This is a genomic window from Archangium lipolyticum, from assembly GCF_024623785.1.
Lineage (GTDB): Bacteria > Myxococcota > Myxococcia > Myxococcales > Myxococcaceae > Archangium > Archangium lipolyticum.
Window position 1 is genome coordinate 1 of sequence record NZ_JANKBZ010000046.1, and the last position, 18,901, is coordinate 18,901.

The 18,901-nt window shown below is 70.3% G+C and carries 16 protein-coding genes; 11 read left to right on the top strand and 5 right to left on the bottom strand.

What is annotated here, in order from left to right:
* Positions 1-532 precede the first annotated feature (532 nt).
* The 3 genes from NR810_RS48065 (at position 533) to NR810_RS48075 (ending at position 5,051) form a co-directional block, all read left to right on the top strand.
* Positions 533-2,515 (top strand): serine/threonine protein kinase, encoded by a 1,983-nt coding sequence (locus tag NR810_RS48065; RefSeq protein WP_257462570.1) that lies wholly within the window; start codon positions 533-535, stop codon positions 2,513-2,515.
* 90 nt (positions 2,516-2,605) lie between these two features.
* Entirely contained in the window at positions 2,606-3,538 is a 933-nt protein-coding gene (locus tag NR810_RS48070) for a DUF2381 family protein (protein WP_257462571.1), read from the top strand.
* Between the two features lie 247 nt (positions 3,539-3,785).
* Positions 3,786-5,051 carry an NHL repeat-containing protein gene (locus tag NR810_RS48075; RefSeq protein WP_257462572.1) on the top strand — a complete coding sequence of 422 codons (1,266 nt, stop codon included), beginning with the start codon at positions 3,786-3,788 and terminating at the stop codon, positions 5,049-5,051.
* Between the two features lie 52 nt (positions 5,052-5,103).
* Here NR810_RS48075 and NR810_RS48080 read toward each other — a convergent pair whose 3' ends face one another.
* From NR810_RS48080 to NR810_RS48095, 4 genes are all read right to left on the bottom strand, one after another.
* Positions 5,104-7,167: a response regulator gene (locus NR810_RS48080; protein WP_257462573.1), complete on the bottom strand. Its 2,064-nt coding sequence runs from the start codon at positions 7,165-7,167 to the stop codon at positions 5,104-5,106.
* Positions 7,164-9,947, bottom strand: coding sequence for an ATP-binding protein (locus NR810_RS48085; RefSeq protein WP_257462574.1), 2,784 nt, complete (start codon positions 9,945-9,947; stop codon positions 7,164-7,166). Before NR810_RS48085 ends, NR810_RS48080 begins: the two co-directional genes overlap by 4 nt.
* Before the next feature lie 29 nt (positions 9,948-9,976).
* Entirely contained in the window at positions 9,977-10,354 is a 378-nt protein-coding gene (locus NR810_RS48090) for a response regulator (RefSeq protein WP_257462575.1), read from the bottom strand.
* Between the two features lie 211 nt (positions 10,355-10,565).
* The gene (locus NR810_RS48095; protein WP_257462576.1) at positions 10,566-11,024 is read right to left on the bottom strand and encodes a cyclic nucleotide-binding domain-containing protein; all 459 of its coding nucleotides are present in this window, start codon (positions 11,022-11,024) and stop codon (positions 10,566-10,568) included.
* Between the two features lie 80 nt (positions 11,025-11,104).
* Here NR810_RS48095 and trxB point away from each other — a divergent pair, with 80 nt between their 5' ends.
* From trxB to moaC, 3 genes are read left to right on the top strand one after another with little or no spacing between them, the layout of a single operon-like run.
* Positions 11,105-12,064: a thioredoxin-disulfide reductase gene (trxB, locus tag NR810_RS48100; protein ID WP_257462577.1), complete on the top strand. Its 960-nt coding sequence runs from the start codon at positions 11,105-11,107 to the stop codon at positions 12,062-12,064.
* A 39-nt stretch (positions 12,065-12,103) separates the two neighbouring features.
* The gene (locus NR810_RS48105) at positions 12,104-13,291 is read left to right on the top strand and encodes a trans-sulfuration enzyme family protein (protein ID WP_257462578.1); all 1,188 of its coding nucleotides are present in this window, start codon (positions 12,104-12,106) and stop codon (positions 13,289-13,291) included.
* Positions 13,288-13,728, top strand: coding sequence for a cyclic pyranopterin monophosphate synthase MoaC (gene moaC / locus NR810_RS48110; RefSeq protein ID WP_326522553.1), 441 nt, complete (start codon positions 13,288-13,290; stop codon positions 13,726-13,728). Before NR810_RS48105 ends, moaC begins: the two co-directional genes overlap by 4 nt.
* Here the strand turns inward: moaC and NR810_RS48115 are convergent.
* Positions 13,725-14,051 carry a DcrB/PsbP domain-containing protein gene (locus NR810_RS48115; protein ID WP_257462579.1) on the bottom strand — a complete coding sequence of 109 codons (327 nt, stop codon included), beginning with the start codon at positions 14,049-14,051 and terminating at the stop codon, positions 13,725-13,727. The genes moaC and NR810_RS48115 overlap by 4 nt on opposite strands.
* Positions 14,052-14,269: 218 nt before the next feature.
* Between NR810_RS48115 and NR810_RS48120 the strand changes: the two genes are divergently transcribed.
* The 5 genes from NR810_RS48120 to NR810_RS48140 are packed head-to-tail and all read left to right on the top strand — an operon-like array spanning position 14,270 to position 18,864.
* Positions 14,270-14,944 carry a TetR/AcrR family transcriptional regulator gene (locus tag NR810_RS48120; RefSeq protein ID WP_257462580.1) on the top strand — a complete coding sequence of 225 codons (675 nt, stop codon included), beginning with the start codon at positions 14,270-14,272 and terminating at the stop codon, positions 14,942-14,944.
* Entirely contained in the window at positions 14,941-15,741 is an 801-nt protein-coding gene (locus NR810_RS48125; RefSeq protein WP_257462581.1) for a CoA transferase subunit A, read from the top strand. The genes NR810_RS48120 and NR810_RS48125 overlap by 4 nt, the downstream gene beginning before the upstream one ends.
* Positions 15,738-16,478 (top strand): CoA-transferase subunit beta, encoded by a 741-nt coding sequence (locus tag NR810_RS48130; RefSeq protein ID WP_257462582.1) that lies wholly within the window; start codon positions 15,738-15,740, stop codon positions 16,476-16,478. Before NR810_RS48125 ends, NR810_RS48130 begins: the two co-directional genes overlap by 4 nt.
* A 51-nt stretch (positions 16,479-16,529) precedes the next feature.
* Positions 16,530-17,570, top strand: coding sequence for an alcohol dehydrogenase catalytic domain-containing protein (locus NR810_RS48135; RefSeq protein WP_204220951.1), 1,041 nt, complete (start codon positions 16,530-16,532; stop codon positions 17,568-17,570).
* Positions 17,571-17,610: 40 nt separating this feature from the next.
* The gene (locus NR810_RS48140) at positions 17,611-18,864 is read left to right on the top strand and encodes a hydroxymethylglutaryl-CoA synthase family protein (protein WP_257462584.1); all 1,254 of its coding nucleotides are present in this window, start codon (positions 17,611-17,613) and stop codon (positions 18,862-18,864) included.
* Positions 18,865-18,901: the final 37 nt, after the last annotated feature.

The window sequence follows — 18,901 nt, forward strand, 5'->3', positions numbered from 1 at the left end:
GGACCGGGAGGCGGCTGGGCCCCACTCACGATAACGGGACGGTAAGGGAGCAGGACGGCGCCGAGCGTGACGAGCGCACCCGCACTCAGCAGGCCCAGCGCCACGAGACGGCGACGTCGAAGACTCAAGGGCATGGCCTCACAGTGCGGGAGATTGACATGGAAGTGCTCCGGGTGAAACGGGCCAGCCGGGCGTGCGCTCCTTCTGAGGTATCTCCCTGCTCCCAGAACAGGACCACTCCGTGGTTACGCCTGGGAGACGGGCCGCATGTTGCTTCAGTGTGAGCAGGTGCCGGTGGCTCCCCCGAGGAAGGGGGTCAGACGATTCGTAGGAGACGAGGTGTCGAATCATCAGATCTTCCCAGAAGAAAAACACTGGAATCGGCGGATTGGATGATCATCCCATTTCGTCCGGTAGGCACCCGCACATGGCCTACCGGTCTCCAATAGTCATGTTACGCTGCCTCACCTCGGAGGTGGCATGCATGAACGCAGCCCAGCCTGATCGACCAGGGCAGGAACGTGCTCGGCAGTTGCCGCATCGGCGTCGGCGGCACGATGCGCCGGAGCAGCACCTGCCCCAGGTGGGCATGGAGGTGGCCGGCTACCGGCTGGAGGCCACGCTGGGCAGCGGCGGCCAGGGCACCGTGTTCCGCGCCCGGCGCGAGGGCCTGCCGTTCGCCGTGAAGTTCATCTCCCTGTCGCATGCGGCGCCCTGGGCCAGACGCGAGCTGGACGTCCGGGTGAAGCTGTGGCGCGAGAGCGGATTGCCACTGGAGGGACATGGCCTGTGGCCCGCCAGTCAGCCCCGCTTTCTCTTCTTCGTGACGCCCTATGTGCGCGGGCTGCCGCTGGACTCATGGGCCCGGGAGCACAACCCCAACGCGCTCGAAGTGGCGGAGCTGGTGCGCCAGGCCGCGCGGCTGCTGGGCGTGGTGCATGCGGCTGGAGTCGTTCACCGGGATGTGAAGGGGCCCAATCTGCTGGTGTGCGAGGAGGGCCGCCGGCTGGTGCTGGTGGACTTCGGGGTGGCCACCTACGAGGGCGCCCCCACGGCGACGGGGCCCATGCCCCCGGGCACCTGGCCCTATCTCAGCCCCCGGGTGTGGCGCTCCTGGCGCGGCGAGGAGGACTCCCGCGCCAGCCCGGGTGATGACCTCTGGGCGCTGGGCGTGGAGCTCTATCAGTTGCTCACCGGCCGACTGCCCTTCCGGGGAAGCGAGGGCGCGTTGGTGCACGCCATCCTGCACCAGGAGCCGGAGGTACCGCACGCGCTCAACCCCCGGGTACCGAAGGCCTTGGGCGAGGTGTGCTGGCGCATGCTGCGCAAGCAGCCCGGGGAGAGGTACGCGGACGCGCGAGCGGTGGAGGTGGCGCTGGAGGAGGTGCTGAAGCAGGCGGACGAGACGTGGAAGGTGCCGCTGTGCGAGGCGTGGGAGCCCCACAACGCCACCACCGCGTGGCAGGAGGACATGTGGTGGGGAGGCCCAGACCTGCTGGCACTCTACGAGCGCCTGGCCTCCTACGAGCCGAGGCTCGTGAGAGGCAAGCCGCGTCCGCCGGATGAGGCGTCCACCCAGGGCGAGCCTGGAGAAGTGCCGCCCGGGCCCGAGTCCCTGGAGGTTCCGCCCACGCGCGAGGAGGCCACGAGGGTGGCCGTGCCCGCCGCGTGCGTGCGACAGGTTCTCCTGGCGGCCGGTGTGGTGCTGGTGCTGGGCCTGAGCGTGTGGTTCGCCGTGCATCCGCCACCACGTCTCTCCGTGTCCACGACCTCACCGGTGGGGACACCCCGAGCCGTCCTACCGCCAGAGTTCTACCCCATCGCCCTGGATCCGGGTGGCAAGGAAGTGGCGCCCCCATGGCGGCGGCTGGAAGGTGACGGCGGCGCGGCGCCCGAAGCGGCGGCAACCCCCGCGCCCGTCGCCAGCGCGACGCACTCCCAGGACACGCGCGTGAGGACACTTCGCAAGGCCCCCCAGGACACCCAGCAGCAGCCATCCAAGGACTCGGGCTCCGCGGCCGCGAAGGCGGGGGCGGCCCTCCTCGGCTGCGCCCTCGCCACCGGTTGCCCCGGTCCCACCACCACGGCCGTCCAGGTGCGGTCCCTCCCCGCTCCCACCGAGTGCCCGCCCGACTCGCAGCGGATCATGAAGGAACTGGGTCTGCGCATCGGCAAGAGCGAAACCGCCCTGTTTCCCAACCCGAACCGGGGAGAGGAGACTTTCGTTCCCGTGCGCGAGGGGCCGGGCACCACGATGAGGGTTCTGCGCAGTGGGACGAATGTGCCCACGGGTAGCGTGGTCTCCGGAGAGCTCTTCTTCGGCGCGGACCGCATCCATGGCCGCTTCACCCAACTCCACACGCCGGATGGGCATACGTACCCCATCTGCATGGTGCTCGTTGACCGGGGCGGCGACGTGGGGGTGGGGGGCAAGCAGGTGAAGCCGGGCGAGAAGCCGGGCACCGCGCTGATTTCAGACTCTGAAGGCGTCATGCCGGTGGAGCGTTTCGAGTAGAGGGCCCGGCCGCGGACAAGGGCGGAAGGAAGAGCAGGGGCGACTTAGGAGGTGCTTGTTTCCCAGAGCACTCCGGAGGTAGTACGCCCCATGCCCTGCCCGCTGCCCACCGCCCCCCTGCTGCTGGCGCTCCTCGCCACGACGCCTGTCCTCGCCGAGCCCTCGTCCGAAATCTGGGACGCCGTAGCCGCTCGCCACCTCGAGCTGACAGCGGACAGCTCCGGGCAGGTGCATGAGGTGCGCATCAGCCCCGGCCTCACCACTACCCTGGTGTTCAACGCGCCGCTGCTGCGCGGAGGCGTGGTGCTGGAGGCGCGCGAGCGTTTCCGGGCAATGACAGTGGACGAGGCCACGGGCATCGTCACGTTCCTCCCTTCGGGGGCGCTGCCACCGGGGACGCAACCACTCCTCACGGTGCGCTTCGCGGATGGCGCGGTGCCGGCGAGCGTCACCTTCCGGTTGGTGGTGCACCCCACCCGGGCCGAGCCTCAGGTGAATGTGTACCGCGAGCCGCGCTCGGCCGAGTCCTTTCAGCTGGAGGCGAGACAGGAGCGCGAGCGCGCCGAGCGGTGCGAAGCGTGGCTGGCGCAAACCCAGACAGAGCAGAAGAGCCCCGGAGGCATTGCCGGGCTCATCGACTCCGGGCTGGTGGGCAAGAAAGGCATCGCGGCACAGGACATCTACGACACCACCCGACAGCTTCCCGGAGAGGCTCTCAAGAGAAACAATGCTTACAGCTACCGTGCCGAAGGCCGGGTGGCGGTGGCGCTGGAGGTGGAGAACACGAGCGTGCAGCCCTGGACGGTGGATGCGGAAAGCGCGGCGCTGGTGGGGAAGGGCGGCGCGCCGCTGCGGGTACTTCGCGTGTGGCAACCAGCGCCCATTTCTCCCGGAGAAGAGCGGGGCCTCGTGGTGGTGGAGGCGGAGGCCACGGAGGAGCAGGCCCGGGGCGCCTATGTCCTCCGATTGGGAGAGGCGAACGGGCCGCGCACCGTCACCCTTCGTGGCGTGACGTTCCCGTGATGCGCCCACCCAGCACTGTTTGAAAGACCCGCTCGTGTCGGGTTGCGTCGCGCTGCCAGGTCCGCTGTTCAACCGCGAACCGGTCCGCCCCTCCTGAGTGTGAAGTGTCCGAACTTGCCATGCGTCAGGAGGGCCGGATGCGGACTCCCGCCTTAGACATACAGGCCGGGTGTGCTCACGGCTGTTTGTCTGGACAGAGAGGGAAAACATGAACGTTGAGAGACTCACCGCGAGGGGAGGCTGGTGTGTGCTTGCTGCCCTCGTGATGTTGGCGGGTTCTCGGACGAGCCAGGCGGCCGGCACGGAGCTGCCGCCCGCTTCCGGGAGCATCCCAGCCACCATCGACATCGTCTATCCAACGCGGGGGCAGTCCGGCTACGGGTCCTGCTGGTCAGACCTGGACATCGACAGTGCGGGCAACCTGTATCCAATCAACGCCATGGGCGTCTACCGGATGCTTTCGGATGGGACACTCGTCAATGGTGTCGATGACACGAATCTCTTCATCACCGGCTCCGTCAGCGGGGTCGGCGCCCTCAGCGCGGTCGTGCTGGATGAGAGCAGGGGCCGGTTCTTCGGCCTGGAAACCGGAGGGGTCTACGAGGCGCCCATCACCGAGGGCAGCTCCTTCTCGCTGCTCGTCCCGGGCAACGGCATCTACCACCATGAGCTCACGCTGGGACGAGGCCCGCTGGCGGACAGCCTCCTGGCGAATGTGATCGGCACCTCCCGGGTCGACCGGGTGACGCTTTCGCCGCCTGGACTCGAAACCTTCAGTGACAGTGGGCTCATCGTCGTCCCGGGAGCGATGGCCAGCGCTCCGGATGGAACCGTGTATGTGGTGAGCACTTCCATGCCCACCATCCTTCCCCAGCTCATCCGGATCGGCACCGATGGGACGGCGAGCGTCTTCGCCGAAGGGACGGACCTCCAGGTCAACGGCGCGGTCGCCGTGGACGCCCAGGGCAACGTCTACTGGAGCCGGGCGGACGGCATGGCGAAGTATGCCCCGAGCGGCCAGCTCCTCGGGATCCTGCCCGGACCTCCCGACAAAGAGGCCTTCGGCTCGCCCAGGGGCGCCGTCTTCGACGCCCACGGCGACCTCTTCCTGATGGACAACTTCGACTGCAAGAAGATCTACAAGTACACGCTTGGCCCCCAGGTGCTCCAGGCCGTCATCGACATCCGCCCGGGTGTCGCCGTGAACGAGCTCGACCCGCGCAGCCACGGCAAGCTCACGGTGGCCCTCCTGTCGTCGGACACCTTCGACGCCACCCAGGTGGCACGGGAGACGATCCGCTTCGGAGCCACCGGCTCCGAGGCGCGGCAGGTCCGCTCCTGGCGGAGGGACGTGAATGACGATGGGCGGCTCGACACCGTGCTGGTGTTCGAAGTCCAGGACACGCAGCTCACCTGCGCCAGCACCTCGGCCGTGCTCACGGGCCACACCTCGACTGGAGTCGCCTTCCAGGGCTCGGACGCGGTGGTGCCCACGGGCTGCTCCGGGGAATGACCTCACGGGCCGGATGCGCCCGGTTCGGGAGCTGGACGCGAAGGACCGCTCTTCAGCTCTCGATGCGGTTGCGGCCGTTGGCCTTGGCCCGGTACAGCCGCTCGTCCGCGCGGTGCAGCAGCGCCTCCACGTCGGTTCCGTCCTGGGGCGCCACCGCGATTCCCGCGCTGAAGGTGACTTTGAAGGACTCTCCCTTGTCACCCTCGAAGTCGAGCCGCGTCAGCTCCGCCGCCGTGCGCGCCAGGATGTCCCTCGCGCTCGCCGCCGTCTCTCCCAGCAGCGCCACCACGAACTCCTCGCCACCCCACCGGCACCGCAGATCCTCCTCGCGGAAGCGGGCCGCCAGCAGTCGTCCCAACCTCATCAGCACGCGGTCTCCCGCCAGATGCCCGTGCACGTCGTTCACCTGCTTGAACCGGTCCACGTCCAGCAGGGCCAGCGCCAGCGATTTGCCCTGCCGCTGCGCCTCGGCCAGTCTCGTCCGCAGGCGTTCCAGGAAGGGCCGGCGCAGCAGCAGCCCCGTCAGGGCGTCGCGCTCGGCCCGCTCGCGCGTCAGCCGCGCCCGCTCGAGCCGCGACTTCACACGCGCCCTCAGCTCCTCGCGCAGCACCGGCTTGGAGAGATAGTCGTCCGCCCCCGCCTGGAAGGCCGCCACCCGGAACTCCGCTCCCGTGTGCGCCGTGATGAAGAGCACGGGCAGCTCCCGCCACTCGGGCATGGCCCGCACGACGCGGCACAGGTCGAACCCGCTGGGCCCTGGCATCTCCACGTCCAGCAGCAGCAGGTCCGGCCGGTGCTCGGTCAGTGCCTCCACCAGGCGGTAGGGGTCTCCCATCCCCACCACCTCCACCTGCTCGCTCGCCAGCGCCGCGCTGATGGCGCGCACAGCGTCCGGATCGTCGTCCAGCACCAGCACGCGTGAGCGCTCCGGACGCCGGGCGGCCACCATCCGCTCCACCGCCTCCGTGAAGTCCTGCGCGCCGAAGGGGCGTGGCAGGTAGAGCAGCCCTCCCGTCTGGACGGCCGCCATCCGGTAGGCGACGTCCCCCTCGGTGCCAAAGAAGGCCAGGGGCAGTGATTGCAACCCGTCCTCGCCCCGCAGCCGCGCCGCGGTGGTGAAGCCTCCCTCCTGGCCTCCGAGGTCCACGTTCAACAGCGCCCCATCCAGCCACTGTCTCCGCGCCGTCTTCACCGCCTCGTCCGCGTCGCGAGCCGTCACCACGGACACCAGCTGCTCGCGCCCCATCCGCTCCACCTCGGCCAGCCACGCGGCGTCGTCGTCCGCCACCAGCACCGTGCCCAGGAACTTCTTCCCCACGCCCTCGCTGCTCGCCGCCGGGGTGGCCGCGCCCTGCTCCGGCGCGTGAGCCGACGCAGGAGACACGGCGCGCGAGGCCTCCTGGGAGAGCTCGTGTAGCGCGGCCCGCAGGGCCCCCCAGTCCGCGGCTCCCTCCTTGCCCCGGGCCGTCCGCAGCAGCGCCTCCAGACGTCCCGCCGCCAGGCTCACCGGACGGAAGCCGTAGGAGCCCGCCGTCCCGTGCAGCTTGTGGGCGATCGAGTATGTCTCCTCCAACGCCCACGCATCTCCGGCCCGGGCCCGCTCCAACTCCTCCTCCAACCGCCGCACCTTCTCGCCCAGGCCCGCGCCATACTCGGCGTTCAGCGCCGCCAGGGCGGCGGCCAGGTCGTCATCGGCCTCCGCGCCGGCCACCCGCGCTGGCGGTGGCGGAGGAGGGGGCCGGGGCTTCAGCTTCACCACCTGCTCCACCCAGATGAAGAGCTCCTGGGGCGTGTACGGCTTGTGCAGCACGCGCGCCACCCGGAGCTGCCGGGTGAGCAGGTCGTGGCTCTTGAGATCCTTCCAGAATGCGGAGGCGAAGAGGATGGGCAGGTGCGGATCCGTCCGGCGCAGCTCCTGGATGAAGTCCGTGCCCGTCATCCCCGGCAGCAGGCCGTCCACGATGGCCGCGTCCACCCGCACTCGTACCAGCACGGAGAGCGCCTCCTGCGCGGTGCGGACCGGCTCCACGTGGTAGCCCCGCTCGCGCAGGTAGGCCGAGACGAGCGATTGCAGGTCCCTGTCATCCTCCAGGAAGAGGAGCGTCCCCCGGCTCATGAAACCTCCTTGCGCGGTTTCTGGCCATCATCCCGGTGGGCCAGCAATCCGTCGAGCAGCTCCTTCACGGAGGCCATCAGCTCCTCCTCGGACGCGCGCGCCTTGGTGAGGTGGCGGGTGAGCCCGAGCGTGAGCTGGCCCTGGTCCATCGAGGTGAGCTCCCTCCCGGTGAAGACGATGAGCGGGGTGCCCCGGCCCTTGCCCTGGCGGAGGATGTCCACCACCTCGAAGCCATCCAGCCGGGGCAGGCCCACGTCCAGGACGATGAGGTCCGGTGGTGTCGTGCGCGCCAGTGCCACCGCGCTCTCTCCGTCCTCTGCCTCGTAGCAGGCCGCTCCCAGCCGCTCCAGCTGGTTGCGCAGCAGCTGGCGCGTGGTCACGTCGTCTTCCACGATGAGCACTCGGGCCTGGCCGGGCCGGCGGATGGCGTGCCGCAGCGCCTGGAGGAAGCGCGTCTCCTGGAAGGGCTTCACCATCCAGTCCACCAGCAGCGGCTGGACGACTCCCTCCTCCTGCGACGAGCGCCCCGACAGGATCAGCACCGGCAGCTCGCGGGTGCGCGGCTCCTCGCGCAACCTCCGCACGAAGTCCAGCCCGTTGCCGTCCATCCACTGGGCGTCCAACACCAGCACGTCCGGCGCGCCCACCTCGATGAGCTTCTCCGCCTCCTCCAGGGAGGGGGTGCGCAACAGGCGGTAGCCCTCGTGGGTGAGCAAGCCCCGCAGCAGGCCGGACAGCTCCGAGTCCGTCGTCACCGCGAGGATGGTGTAGCGGGACTCGTCCATCACGCGGGAGACGGTGCCCGAGCCCGCGCGCGCCGCCGGCAACGAGAAGGTGAAGGTGGCCCCCTGGCCCGGCTCGCTCTGCACCTCGATGTGGCCGCCGTGCTGCTCGACGATGGCCTGGGAGATGGCAAGCCCCAGGCCCGTGCCCCCCTTGGAGCGTGTGTCCGAGCTGTCCAGCTGCTGGAACTTGCCGAAGAGCCGGTCTCGCTTGTCCGGAGGGATGCCCGGCCCCTGGTCCACCACGGAGAAGCGCACCTGGCCGCGCGCGTCCCGGGCGGCCCGCACCTCCACCTGGCTGTCCGCGGGGGAGAACTTGATGGCGTTGGAGACGAGGTTGGTGAGCACCTGGATGAGCCGGTCCCGGTCCGCACGGACCATGCCCGCGTCAGCGGCCTGTGCGCACAGGCGCACCCGCGCCGAGTCCGCCATGGCCTGCACGCCGCTGAAGGTGGCCTCGAGGACCTCGGAGACCTCCACCGGCTGCAGCTTCAGCTCCAGCTTGCCGGACTCCATCTTCTCCAGGTCCAGGATGTCGTTGATGAGGCGGATGAGACGCTCGGTGTTGGTGCGGGCGATGCGCACCATGTCCTGGGCCTGGGAGGGCAGCTCGCCCAGCACGCCTCCCTCCAGCAGGCCCAGTGAGCCGCGGATGGAGGTGAGCGGGGTGCGCAGCTCGTGGCTGACGGTGGAGACGAACTCGTTCTTCAGCCGCTCCACCTCCTTGCGCTCGGTGATGTCGCGCACGTAGGCGGTGAAGCGCGGCGGGCCGTCGCTGCGCACCCGGGAGAGGGTGAGCTCCGCGGGGAAGGTGCCGCCGTCGGTGCGCAGGCCGGACAGCTCCAGCCGGGTGGCCCGGCCGGGCACGGCGTCGGCCCGGAGCGCGCGCGCCACCGCTTCGTGCTGGCCGGTATTCACGGACGCGGCCAGACCCAGGGAGAGGAAGTCCCGGCCCTGCGCCTGGGCCCGTGGCAGCCGGAAGATGTGCTCCGCGGCGGGATTGAACTCCAGGATGCGGCCCGTCTCGTCCAGGGAGATGATTCCGTCGAAGGAGCTCTCCAGGATGGCCGCCTTGCGGGCCTCGCTCTCGCGCAGCTCCGCGTTGGCGGTGGAGAGGGCAGCGGTGCGCTCCTCCACGCGCCGCTCCAGCTCCGCGTTGAGCGTGTCGAGCGCGGCGCCCGTGCGCGCCAGCCGCAGCAGCACCACCAGCACGAAGGCGACGAGCAGCAGCGAGAAGACGAAGAGGGTGATGCGGAAGCGCTCGGTGCGCGCCAGGGTCTGCTCGTAGAGCTGAAGGTAGGTGGACACCAGCCGCTCGGCCTCGGGGCTGGCGGGGTGTTCCATCAGGAGCCGGAGCGTGGCCTCCGCCCCCCGCGCGTGGGTGAGGAGGGCCCGCGCCTCCGTCTCCAGCTCCGCGCGTGGCCCCTCCAATTCCGGCCTGCCCTCCGTCAGCGCCGCCAGGGAGGCGAGCGCCGCCTCCATCTGGGAGGCGCGGCCCGTGTCCGCGTTGGCCAGCACGGCGCCCGCCAGGGTCTCCGCCCTGCCTCGGAGCTCGCCCGGAGGGAGCTGCCCGGCCAGGGCGGCGGAGCGACGCTCGAGGGACTCCCGGTGCTCGGCCCTCCGCGCGCCCTGCTCGTGGAGGCGTCCCAGCAGCATCTCCTCGTCCACCAACGCGCGGACGTAGCCGTCCAGCACCGCCCCCAGCATCCGCTGCTCCTGCTCTGGCAGCAGGGCCGGGAAGACGCGGAGATCCGCCGCCCGCGCACGCAGCTCCGCGAGCTTCTCCGCCGAGGAGCCATGCGCCACTGGCAATCCCATGTGGGCCCGGAGGATGTCCTGCTCCAGCTCGGTGCTCTGGACGCGGAGCATCCGCAGCCGGGTGCGGTAGTTGTCGTGCTCGGCGGCGCGCAGGGGCCGGCCGAGCGCGAAGAGCACGCACAGGAGCGCGAGCGCCCCCGCCGCGAGCACCACGGAGCGCATGGAGAGACGGGTCTTCACGGCGGGTGTCGTCATCGCGCGTCGTGGCCTCAGGTGGACGGCAGCAGCCGTTTGATCTCCGCCGGCAGCGTCATGGGATCGAACGGCTTGCCGATGACACCCACGGCGCCCAGCTCCAGGTAGCGCGCCACCTCCTGCTTCTGGATCTTCGCCGTCATGAAGATGACGGGCGTCTTCGCGGTGGCCTCCTGGGCGCGCAGCCTGCTCAGGGTGGTGGGCCCGTCCATGCCCGGCATCATCACGTCCAGGAGGATGAGGTCCGGCTGCTCGGCGGCGGCCCTGGTGACGGCCTCGGCCCCCGACGCGGCCAGCACCGTCTGCCAGCCACCCACGCGGCCGAGGCTCAGCTGGCCGATGGTCCGGATGTCGTCCTCGTCATCGACGAGCATCACCTTGCGAATCGTCATGGGGTACCTCGGAGGGGAAGGAAGCGGAGGACGGTGGCGCGCAGCTCCGCCGGCAGGGGCGGTGGAATCACTCGGGGACTCGAACGGAGCGGGCAACCGCGGAGTTCCCAGTGTAGCAGCGTGGCTCCTCACGGGGTCGCACGTGGTTCCAGGTGCTCCCTCGGGCCCCCTTCCGGCTGGCGGGGGGACACCCTGGACGGGGAGCCCGCCCTCAGAACCGCGACAGCGCGAGGAACGTCTTCATCTTCTCGTTCGTCTCGCGCAGGCGCACGGAGAGTGTGCGGACGAAGCTCCACAGCAGCACGTAGGCCAGGTTCTTGTCCGTGAACATCAGCTGGTCGAGCTGCTCGCGCTCGATGACCCACAGCGTGCACGCGGTGTGGGCGTAGGCATCGGCCGAGCGGGGAATGTCCTCGATAACGGCCATCTCCCCGAAATACTGGCCTTTTTGCAGGATGGCGAGCGCCTCCTCGCCCATTCCCGGTACCTGCTGGGAAATGCGCACCTTGCCTTCCAGGATGATGAACATTTCGTGGCCGGCCTCTCCCTCACGGAACAGGCAGGCCCCGGCTTCATAGCCCCGGGGACGGGCAATCGACGCCACGCGCAGGAGCTGACTCTGGGTGAGTCCCTCGAAGAGCGCAACCTTCTTGAGGAGCGAGGCATCCATGTGTCGCCAGTTCGTACCATGACCCGGAGGGCTCTGGTACGGTGGCGCCCCATCATCAAGAGAGACAGGAGCGAAGACCCGTGGCGGAGAAGATCAACAAGGTGACCATCATCGGCTCTGGGCCCGCGGGCTACACCGCGGCCATCTACGCCGCGCGCGCCAACCTGCAGCCCGTGATGTTCGCGGGCGGCCCCACGCTCGATGACCCGCAGCGCGTGCCCGGTGGCCAGCTCATGGTCACCACCGACGTGGAGAACTACCCCGGCTTCCCCGAGGGCATCACCGGCCCGGAGATGATGGAGCGCTTCCAGAAGCAGGCCGAGCGCTTCGGCACCGTCATCCACATGGAGAACGTGGTGAAGGTGGACTTCTCCAAGCGCCCCTTCTTCATCCAGGGCGAGAGCGCCAGCTGCTATTCGGACACCGTCATCATCGCCACGGGCGCGACGGCGAAGTGGCTGGGTGTGAAGGGCGAGGACACCTTCAAGAACCGCGGCGTGTCCGCCTGCGCCACGTGTGACGGCGCCTTCTTCAAGAAGCAGGACGTGCTGGTGGTGGGCGGCGGCGACACCGCCATGGAGGAGGCCACCTACCTGGCGAAGATCGTCAACAGCGTCACCCTGGTGCACCGGCGCGACACCCTGCGCGCCTCGAAGGTGATGCAGGAGCGGGCGCTCAACAACCCGAAGATCAAGTTCATGTGGGACAGCGCCGTCGACGAGGTGGTGGGCAACGAGCGCGGGATGACGGGCGCGGTGGTGCGCAACCTCAAGACGGGTGACACGAAGCTGGTGGAGGCCACGGGCCTGTTCGTGGCCATTGGCCACACGCCCAACACGGGCCTGTTCCAGGGTGTGCTGGAGACGCACCAGAACGGCTACCTCAAGACGGAGCCGGGCAGCACCCGCACCAACATCCCGGGCGTGTTCGCTTGTGGCGACGTGCAGGACAGCTACTACCGGCAGGCCATCACCGCGGCGGGCACCGGCTGCATGGCGGCCATCGACGCCGAGCGCTGGCTCATCGAGCACGGCCAGTAGCGCGTCCCTCGAGGCCTTCAGGAAAACCCCAAGGACATCATGAGCACGAAGCGCAAGACGGTGGCGGTACACGCGGGCGCGCAGTTGACGGGCAGCAAGTCCCAGCCCGTGGTGCCGCCCATCCACGTGTCGGCGGTGAGCTTCTTCGACAGCAGCGACGAGCTGGACGCGGCCCTGGACGGCAAGGACTACGTCTACTCGCGCATCTCCGCGCCCAACGCGGCGCTGCTGGAGGAGGCCGTGGCGGCGCTGGAGGGCGCGGAAGCCTGCGTGGCCTACTCCAGTGGCATGGCCGCGCTCCGGGCCGTCTTCGACGTGCAGAACCTGAAGGCCGGTGACGTGGTGGTGATGCCGGCGGACGGCTACGGCGTCACCCGCTCGCTCTTCAAGAACCTGGCGGCGCGGGCCGGGGTGCGCATCGAGGCGCTCATCCTCACCGACGCCTCGGCACCCGAGCGCATCGTCGCGCTGCGCCCCAAGCTGGTGCTGGCCGAGAGCGTCACCAACCCGCTGCTGCGCGTGCCGGACATCCAGGTGCTGGCGCGGGCGTGCCGGGAGGTGGGCGCGGCGTTCGCCGTGGATGGCACCTTCCCGGGGCCGTACGGGCAGCGCTCGCACGAGCTGGGCGCGGACTACGCGGTCCAGTCCACGACGAAGTGGCTCAACGGCCACAGCGACGCGCTGGGGGGCACGGTGAGCGGCACCCGCGAGAAGATGGCGCCGCTGCGGGCCGCGCGCCTGTTCGCGGGTGACGTGCTCGGGCCCTTCGAGGCGTGGCTCACCTTGCGCGGTGTGCGCACGCTGCCGGTGCGCATGAAGGCCCACTGCGAGCACGCGGCGCACGTGGCGAAGCGGCTCTCCGAGTCTCCGCTCGTCACCCGTGTCCACTACCCGGGTCTGCCCGGTCACCCGGACCACGCCGTGGCGGCGAGGATGCTGGAGGGGGGTTTTGGCGGCATGGTGGCCTTCGACATCCAGGGCGCCGGCCGGCCGGAGTGCTTCCGCTTCCTGGAGGCGGTGAAGCTGGCGCGGGCGGCCCCGTCGCTCGGGGACGTGTGCACGCTGGTGATGCACGCGGCCAGCGCGAGCGCGCGGCGCATGACGCCCGAGGAGCGGCAGGCGGCCGGTATCGGCGAGAGCCTCATCCGCGTCTCGGTGGGCCTGGAGGATCCGGATGACATCGCCGATGACCTGCTCGCCGCGGTGGCGGAGGCGGTGAAGCGGTGAAGATGATCGACGTGGGAGGGAAGGAGAAGACGGAGCGCGTGGCGGTGGCCACCGCTCGCCTGCGCATGCTTCCCGAGACCCTGGAGCGCATCCTCCAGGGGAAGGTGGAGAAGGGGGACGTCCTGGCCGCCGCGCGCCTGGCGGGCGTGATGGCGGCCAAGAAGACCCCGGACATCGTCCCCCTGTGCCACCCCATCGCGCTCTCCGGGGTGGAGGTGCACCTCGAGCCCCGGACGGATGCGTTGGAGATCCGCGTGACGGTCCGGACGGTGGACCGCACGGGCGTGGAGATGGAGGCGCTCACCGCGGCGTGCGCGGCGGCCCTCACGGTCTACGACATGTGCAAGAGCGTGGATCGCGGCATGGTGATGGAGCAGGTCCAGCTGGACCACAAGTCCGGCGGCCGCTCCGGCACCTGGGACCGCGAGCAGGGCTAGCGGAGCCCCGCGTCCAACGGTTCCAGCGTGGGGGAGGGGAAGAGGCCTCCGGAGCCGCCCATGCCCGCGTCCTGTCCGAAGAGCGAGGGCACGGAGGGCATGGGCGCCATGCCGGAGCCGCCCATGCCGGCATCCGTGCGGTTGTAGTCCGGCAGGGGCTGGACCGTCGTGGGCGGCAGCCCCGGCGTCGTCTGCGTCGTCCCGGGTGAGACGGGCGCTCCGGTACTGGGATCCACCTGCGCGTTCGCGCTCGCCAGCACCAGCAGCGACGCACCCACCACCGCACCAGCCAGCACGAGCCGAGTCTTCACATTGAGCAGCATGTTCCGCCTCCCGCGGGGCACCTGGCGCCATGAAGCTGGCCACCCACCCGCGCGCCCCGCAGCCGGCCCTCTCCGGTCCGCTCGCTGAGGAGGCGGGCTCCTACTTCGCCCTACAGCGATTTTCCCTTGACCCCTCGTGTCAGTTCGGCGACGTTACCGACCGGTCGGTAGGTCGAGGGTCGACAGGGAACCGAGTGACCGGCCGGAAGGGATGACACGTGACGCATTCGGGGCAGAAACGGGACGAGCGCTACCGGGCCATCATGGAGACGGCCGCGCGCCTCATCTGCGAGCGCGGCTACGAGGGCACCTCCATGCAGGAGATCGCCGCCGCGTGCCGGATGACGAAGGCGGGGCTCTACCACCACGTGCAGAACAAGGAGCAGCTCCTCTTCGACATCATGAGCTACGGGATGGACGCCTTCGAGGGGCAGGTGCTCGAGAAGGTGAGGGAGCTCCCGGATCCCATCGAGCGGCTGCGCGAGTGCATGCGGCTGAACATCGAGCTGGTGACGTGCGGGTTCAGCAAGGAGGTCATCATCATCCTCCACGAGCACGCCACGCTCACGGGCGAGGCCCGGGCGTTCATCGACGGCCGCAAGAAGCGCTACGTGCGGTTCCTGGAGGACTCGTTCTCCGAGGCGGTGCGCGTGGGGCGTGCGCGTCCCGTGCAGCCCACCGTGGCGGCGTTCGCGTTCCTCGGCATGGTGCTGTGGATCTACAAGTGGTTCCAGCCCGACGGGCGGCTGTCGGTGCAGCAGATCGCCGAGGGCATGGTGGACCTGCTCTTCAACGGGGTGGTGGCTCCCGCGGGGACGCTGCCGGTTCCGGCTTCGGGGGAGGCGCCCGTGCTGTCGCTCGTGCCCCCCGTGGTGGCGGGAGGTGAGTCATGAAGGCCGCGCGTTGGGGTTCGCTGTCGGAGGTGGTGGCCTCCATCCCGGATGGGGCGTGGCTGGCCACCGGGGGTTTCATGCTGGGCCGCGCGCCCATGGCGATGGTGCTGGAGCTGATCGCCCAGGGCCGCAAGGACCTCAAGCTCATCTCGCTGCCCAACCCGCTGCCCGCCGAGTTCCTGGTGGCGGGCGGGTGCCTGTCGCGGGTGGAGCTGCCCTTCGGGGCGCTGAACCTGGAGGGCCGGGTGCGCCCCATGCCGTGCCTGAAGCGGGCCATCGAGCAGGGCCGCATCGCCTGGCGCGAGCATGACGGCTACCGCGTCGTGCAGCGGCTGCGCGCGGCGTCCATGGGGCTGCCCTTCATCCCGGCGCCGGACGCGGACGTGTCCGAGCTGTCCCGGGCCGAGCCGCTCCAGATGGTGGTGGACCCCTTCACCGGGCAGCCGGTCCCCGTGGAGCCCGCCTTCTATCCGGACGTGGCGCTGGTGCATGCGCGCGCCGCGGACGAGCGGGGCAACCTGTACATCGAGGACCCCACGACGGACCTGCTGGTGGCCGGTGCGGCCCGCCGGGTGCTGGCGACGGCGGAGGAGCGCGTGTCCAAGCTCCCCCGGGTGACGATCCCCGGCTTCCAGGTGGAGCGCGTCGCGCTGGCGCGGGAAGGGGCGCTCCCCACGGGGTGCGTCGGGCTGTACCCGCACGATGACGAGATGCTGGCGAGCTACCTCGCGATGGCCGAGGCCGGACGCGAGCTGGAGTTCCTGGGCTCCATCCTCCAGCGCAGGAGCGCGGCATGAACGTCGAGACTTCCGCGACCCCCGCAGAGGTGGTGGTGTCGCTGCTGGCCCAGGAGATCGAGGATGACGCCGTGGTGGCCACGGGCGTGGCCTCGCCGCTGGCCATCCTCGCCATCGCCGTGGCCCGGGCCACGCACGCGCCGGGGCTGACGTACCTGGCGTGTGTCGGCTCGTTGGATCCGGACCTTCCCAGCCTGCTCCCCTCGTCCGAGGATCTGGGCTACCTGGATGGGCGCTCGGCGGAGGTCACCATCCCGGACCTCTTCGACCACGCGCGGCGGGGCAGGGTGGACACCGTCTTCTTCGGGGCCGCCGAGGTGGATGCCCTGGGGCGGACGAACATGACCGCCTCGGGCAGCCTGGAGAAGCCCCGGACCAAGTTCCCCGGTGTGGCGGGTGCGGCCACGTTGCGGCGGTGGGTGCGCCGGCCGGTGCTGGTGGTGCCGCGCCAGTCGAAGCGCAACCTCGTGCCCGAGGTGCAGGTGGCCACCACTCGCGACGACAGCCGCCCGGTGAAGATCATCTCGGACCTCGGAGTCTTCGAGGTCGGCGCGGGCGGGGCCCGGCTCCTGTCCCGTCATCCCTGGGCGACGCTCGAGACCATTGGCGAGCGCACGGGCTTCTCCTTCCAGGTGCCGGAGTCGTTGCCCGTCACCCCGCTCCCGGACGCGCGCACCCTCGCGGCGATCCGGGCGATCGATTCCCGAGGTCTCCGCGATCAGCTCGTGGGGGCCTGAGTCCTTTCATTTCCATTTTCTGTCTGTCGTTTCCAGCCTGGGAGTTCCCGGATGAAGGCCGTCGTTCTGCGTGAATTTGGTGAGGCGAGCAATCTGCGCATGGAGAACATGCCCGACCCGCGTCCGGGTCGTGGCGAGGTGCTCATCCGTGTCCATGCCTGTGGCGTCTGCTACCACGACGTCATCAACCGCCGGGGCAACCTGCCTCGCACGCACGTGCCGGCCATCCTCGGCCACGAGGCCGCGGGCGAGGTGGTGGAGGTGGGTCCGGACACGCCGGGATGGAAGGTGGGAGACCGCGTGGCCACGCTGCAGCGGCTCTCGTGCGGCGAGTGCGCCCTGTGCAAGAGCGGCCGCAACAGCCTCTGCAAGAAGGACAACCGGTTCTTCGGAGAGGAGATCTCCGGCGGTTACGCGCAGTACATGACGGCGCCGGTGGCGGGCCTGGGCCGGGTGCCGGCGAACCTGCCCTGGCCGGTGGCGGCCACGGTGTGCTGCACCCTGGGCACGGCGGTGCACACGGTGAGGACGCGCGGCCGGGTGCGTGACGGCGAGACGGTGCTCATCACCGGTGCCAGCGGAGGCGTGGGGCTCGCGGCGGTGCAGCTGGCGAAGCTGGACGGGGCGCGCGTCATCGCGGTGACGTCGGGCGAGGCCAAGGTGGCGGCCCTGCGCGAGGCGGGAGCGGACGAGGTCATCGTCTCGCGCGGGCTGGAGTTCGCCTCCGAGGCGCGCAAGCGCACGGGCGGCGAGGGCGTCAACGTGGCCATCGAGATCGTCGGCAGCGCCACCTTCGGGCAGACGCTGAAGGCGATGGCGCCGGGCGGCCGGGTGGTGGTGGTGGGCAACCTGGAGACGGGCACGGTGGATCTCAACCCGGGCCTGGTCATCGTGAAGGAGCTGGAGATCCTCGGGGCCTACGCCACCACGCGCCAGGAGCTGGACGAGTCGCTGCAGCTGGTGGCCGACGGGAAGATCCGTCCCTTCGTGGCGGAGTCGGTACCGCTGGCCGAGGCCGGGCGGGCGCACTTCCGGCTGGAGAACCGCGAGATCGCGGGCCGGCTGGTGCTGGTTCCCCCCGACGTGCAGTGAGCCCCCTTTCCACTCGAGCAGGACGCGAGGAGTTTTCTTCATGAAGAAGCAGGTTGGAATCGAAGCGCTGGCCATCGCCGTACCCCGCCGCTACGTGGACATCGAGGATCTCGCCCGGGCGCGCGGCGTGGACCCGGCCAAGTACACGGCGGGCCTCGGCGCGAAGGAGATGGCGGTGGCGGATCCGGGGGAGGACTCCGTGTCGCTCGCCGCGACCGCCGCGGCCCGGCTCATCCAGCGCAACGGCGTGGATCCGTCCCGTCTGGGCATGCTGGTGGTGGGCACCGAGACGGGCGTGGACCACTCCAAGCCAGTGGCCTCGCACGTCCAGGGCCTGCTGAAGCTGCCGCGGACGATGCGCACCTTCGACACCCAGCACGCCTGCTACGGCGGCACCGCGGGCCTCATGGCGGCCTCCGAGTGGATCGCCTCCGGCGCGGCGGCGGGCCGCTCGGCCATCGTCATCTGCTCGGACATCGCCCGCTATGGGCTGAACACCGCGGGCGAGCCCACCCAGGGCGGCGGCGCGGTGGCCCTGCTCGTGTCGGAGCAGCCGGACCTGCTCGCCGTGGACCTCGGGCTGAACGGCTCCTGCTCCATGGATGTGTATGACTTCTGGCGGCCGCTCGGCCGGCGGGAGGCGGTGGTGGATGGGCACTACTCCATCAGCTGCTACCTGGATGCGCTCTCGGGCGCGTACCGCGGCTGGCGCGAGCGCGCGCTGGCGCACGAGGTGGTGCGCTGGGGTGAGAAGCTCCCGGGCGAGCAGCTCGAGCGCATCCTGTACCACGTGCCCTTCTGCAAGATGGCGCGCAAGGCGCACACTCAGCTGCGGCTGTGCGACCTGGAGGACGCACCGGGCACCCGGGACAGCACCCCGGCGGCGCGCGAGGAGGCGGCGAAGTCCACCGCCAGCTACGAGGCGCAGGTGGCGTCGTCGCTGGGCCTCAATGCCCGCATCGGCAACGTGTACACCGCCTCGCTGTACCTGGCGCTCGCGGGCTTGCTGAACGGCGAGGCCGCGGCGCTGGCCGGCAAGCGCATCGGCCTGCTCTCCTACGGCAGTGGCTGCGCCGCGGAGTTCTACTCGGGCGTGGTGGGAGAGGGTGCCGCGCGGCGGATGGCCCAGGCGGACGTGGAGGCGGTGCTCGCGCGCCGCGAGCGCGTCTCCGTGGAGGAGTACGAGCGCATCATGCGGCTGGCCTCGGACGCGCCGGAGCAGCTGGCCCCGGCGCCGGGGGAGTTCCGTCTCGCGGAGATCCGCGAGCATCGCCGCATCTACGCCGCCGGTTGATCGGGGGGCGCCGAGGCGCCCGGGTCGTCCGCGAGAG

Excerpts from the sequence above, each read along its gene's own strand:
- NR810_RS48125 (WP_257462581.1), top strand. The coding sequence starts at position 14,941 with ATGAAGGCCGCGCGTTGGGGTTCGCTGTCGGAGGTGGTGGCCTCCATC.
- NR810_RS48095 (WP_257462576.1), bottom strand. The coding sequence starts at position 11,024 with ATGGATGCCTCGCTCCTCAAGAAGGTTGCGCTCTTCGAGGGACTCACC.
- NR810_RS48070 (WP_257462571.1), top strand. The coding sequence starts at position 2,606 with ATGCCCTGCCCGCTGCCCACCGCCCCCCTGCTGCTGGCGCTCCTCGCC.
- NR810_RS48140 (WP_257462584.1), top strand. The coding sequence starts at position 17,611 with ATGAAGAAGCAGGTTGGAATCGAAGCGCTGGCCATCGCCGTACCCCGC.
- NR810_RS48105 (WP_257462578.1), top strand. The coding sequence starts at position 12,104 with ATGAGCACGAAGCGCAAGACGGTGGCGGTACACGCGGGCGCGCAGTTG.
- NR810_RS48090 (WP_257462575.1), bottom strand. The coding sequence starts at position 10,354 with ATGACGATTCGCAAGGTGATGCTCGTCGATGACGAGGACGACATCCGG.
- NR810_RS48115 (WP_257462579.1), bottom strand. The coding sequence starts at position 14,051 with ATGCTGCTCAATGTGAAGACTCGGCTCGTGCTGGCTGGTGCGGTGGTG.
- NR810_RS48080 (WP_257462573.1), bottom strand. The coding sequence starts at position 7,167 with ATGAGCCGGGGGACGCTCCTCTTCCTGGAGGATGACAGGGACCTGCAA.
- NR810_RS48135 (WP_204220951.1), top strand. The coding sequence starts at position 16,530 with ATGAAGGCCGTCGTTCTGCGTGAATTTGGTGAGGCGAGCAATCTGCGC.
- NR810_RS48130 (WP_257462582.1), top strand. The coding sequence starts at position 15,738 with ATGAACGTCGAGACTTCCGCGACCCCCGCAGAGGTGGTGGTGTCGCTG.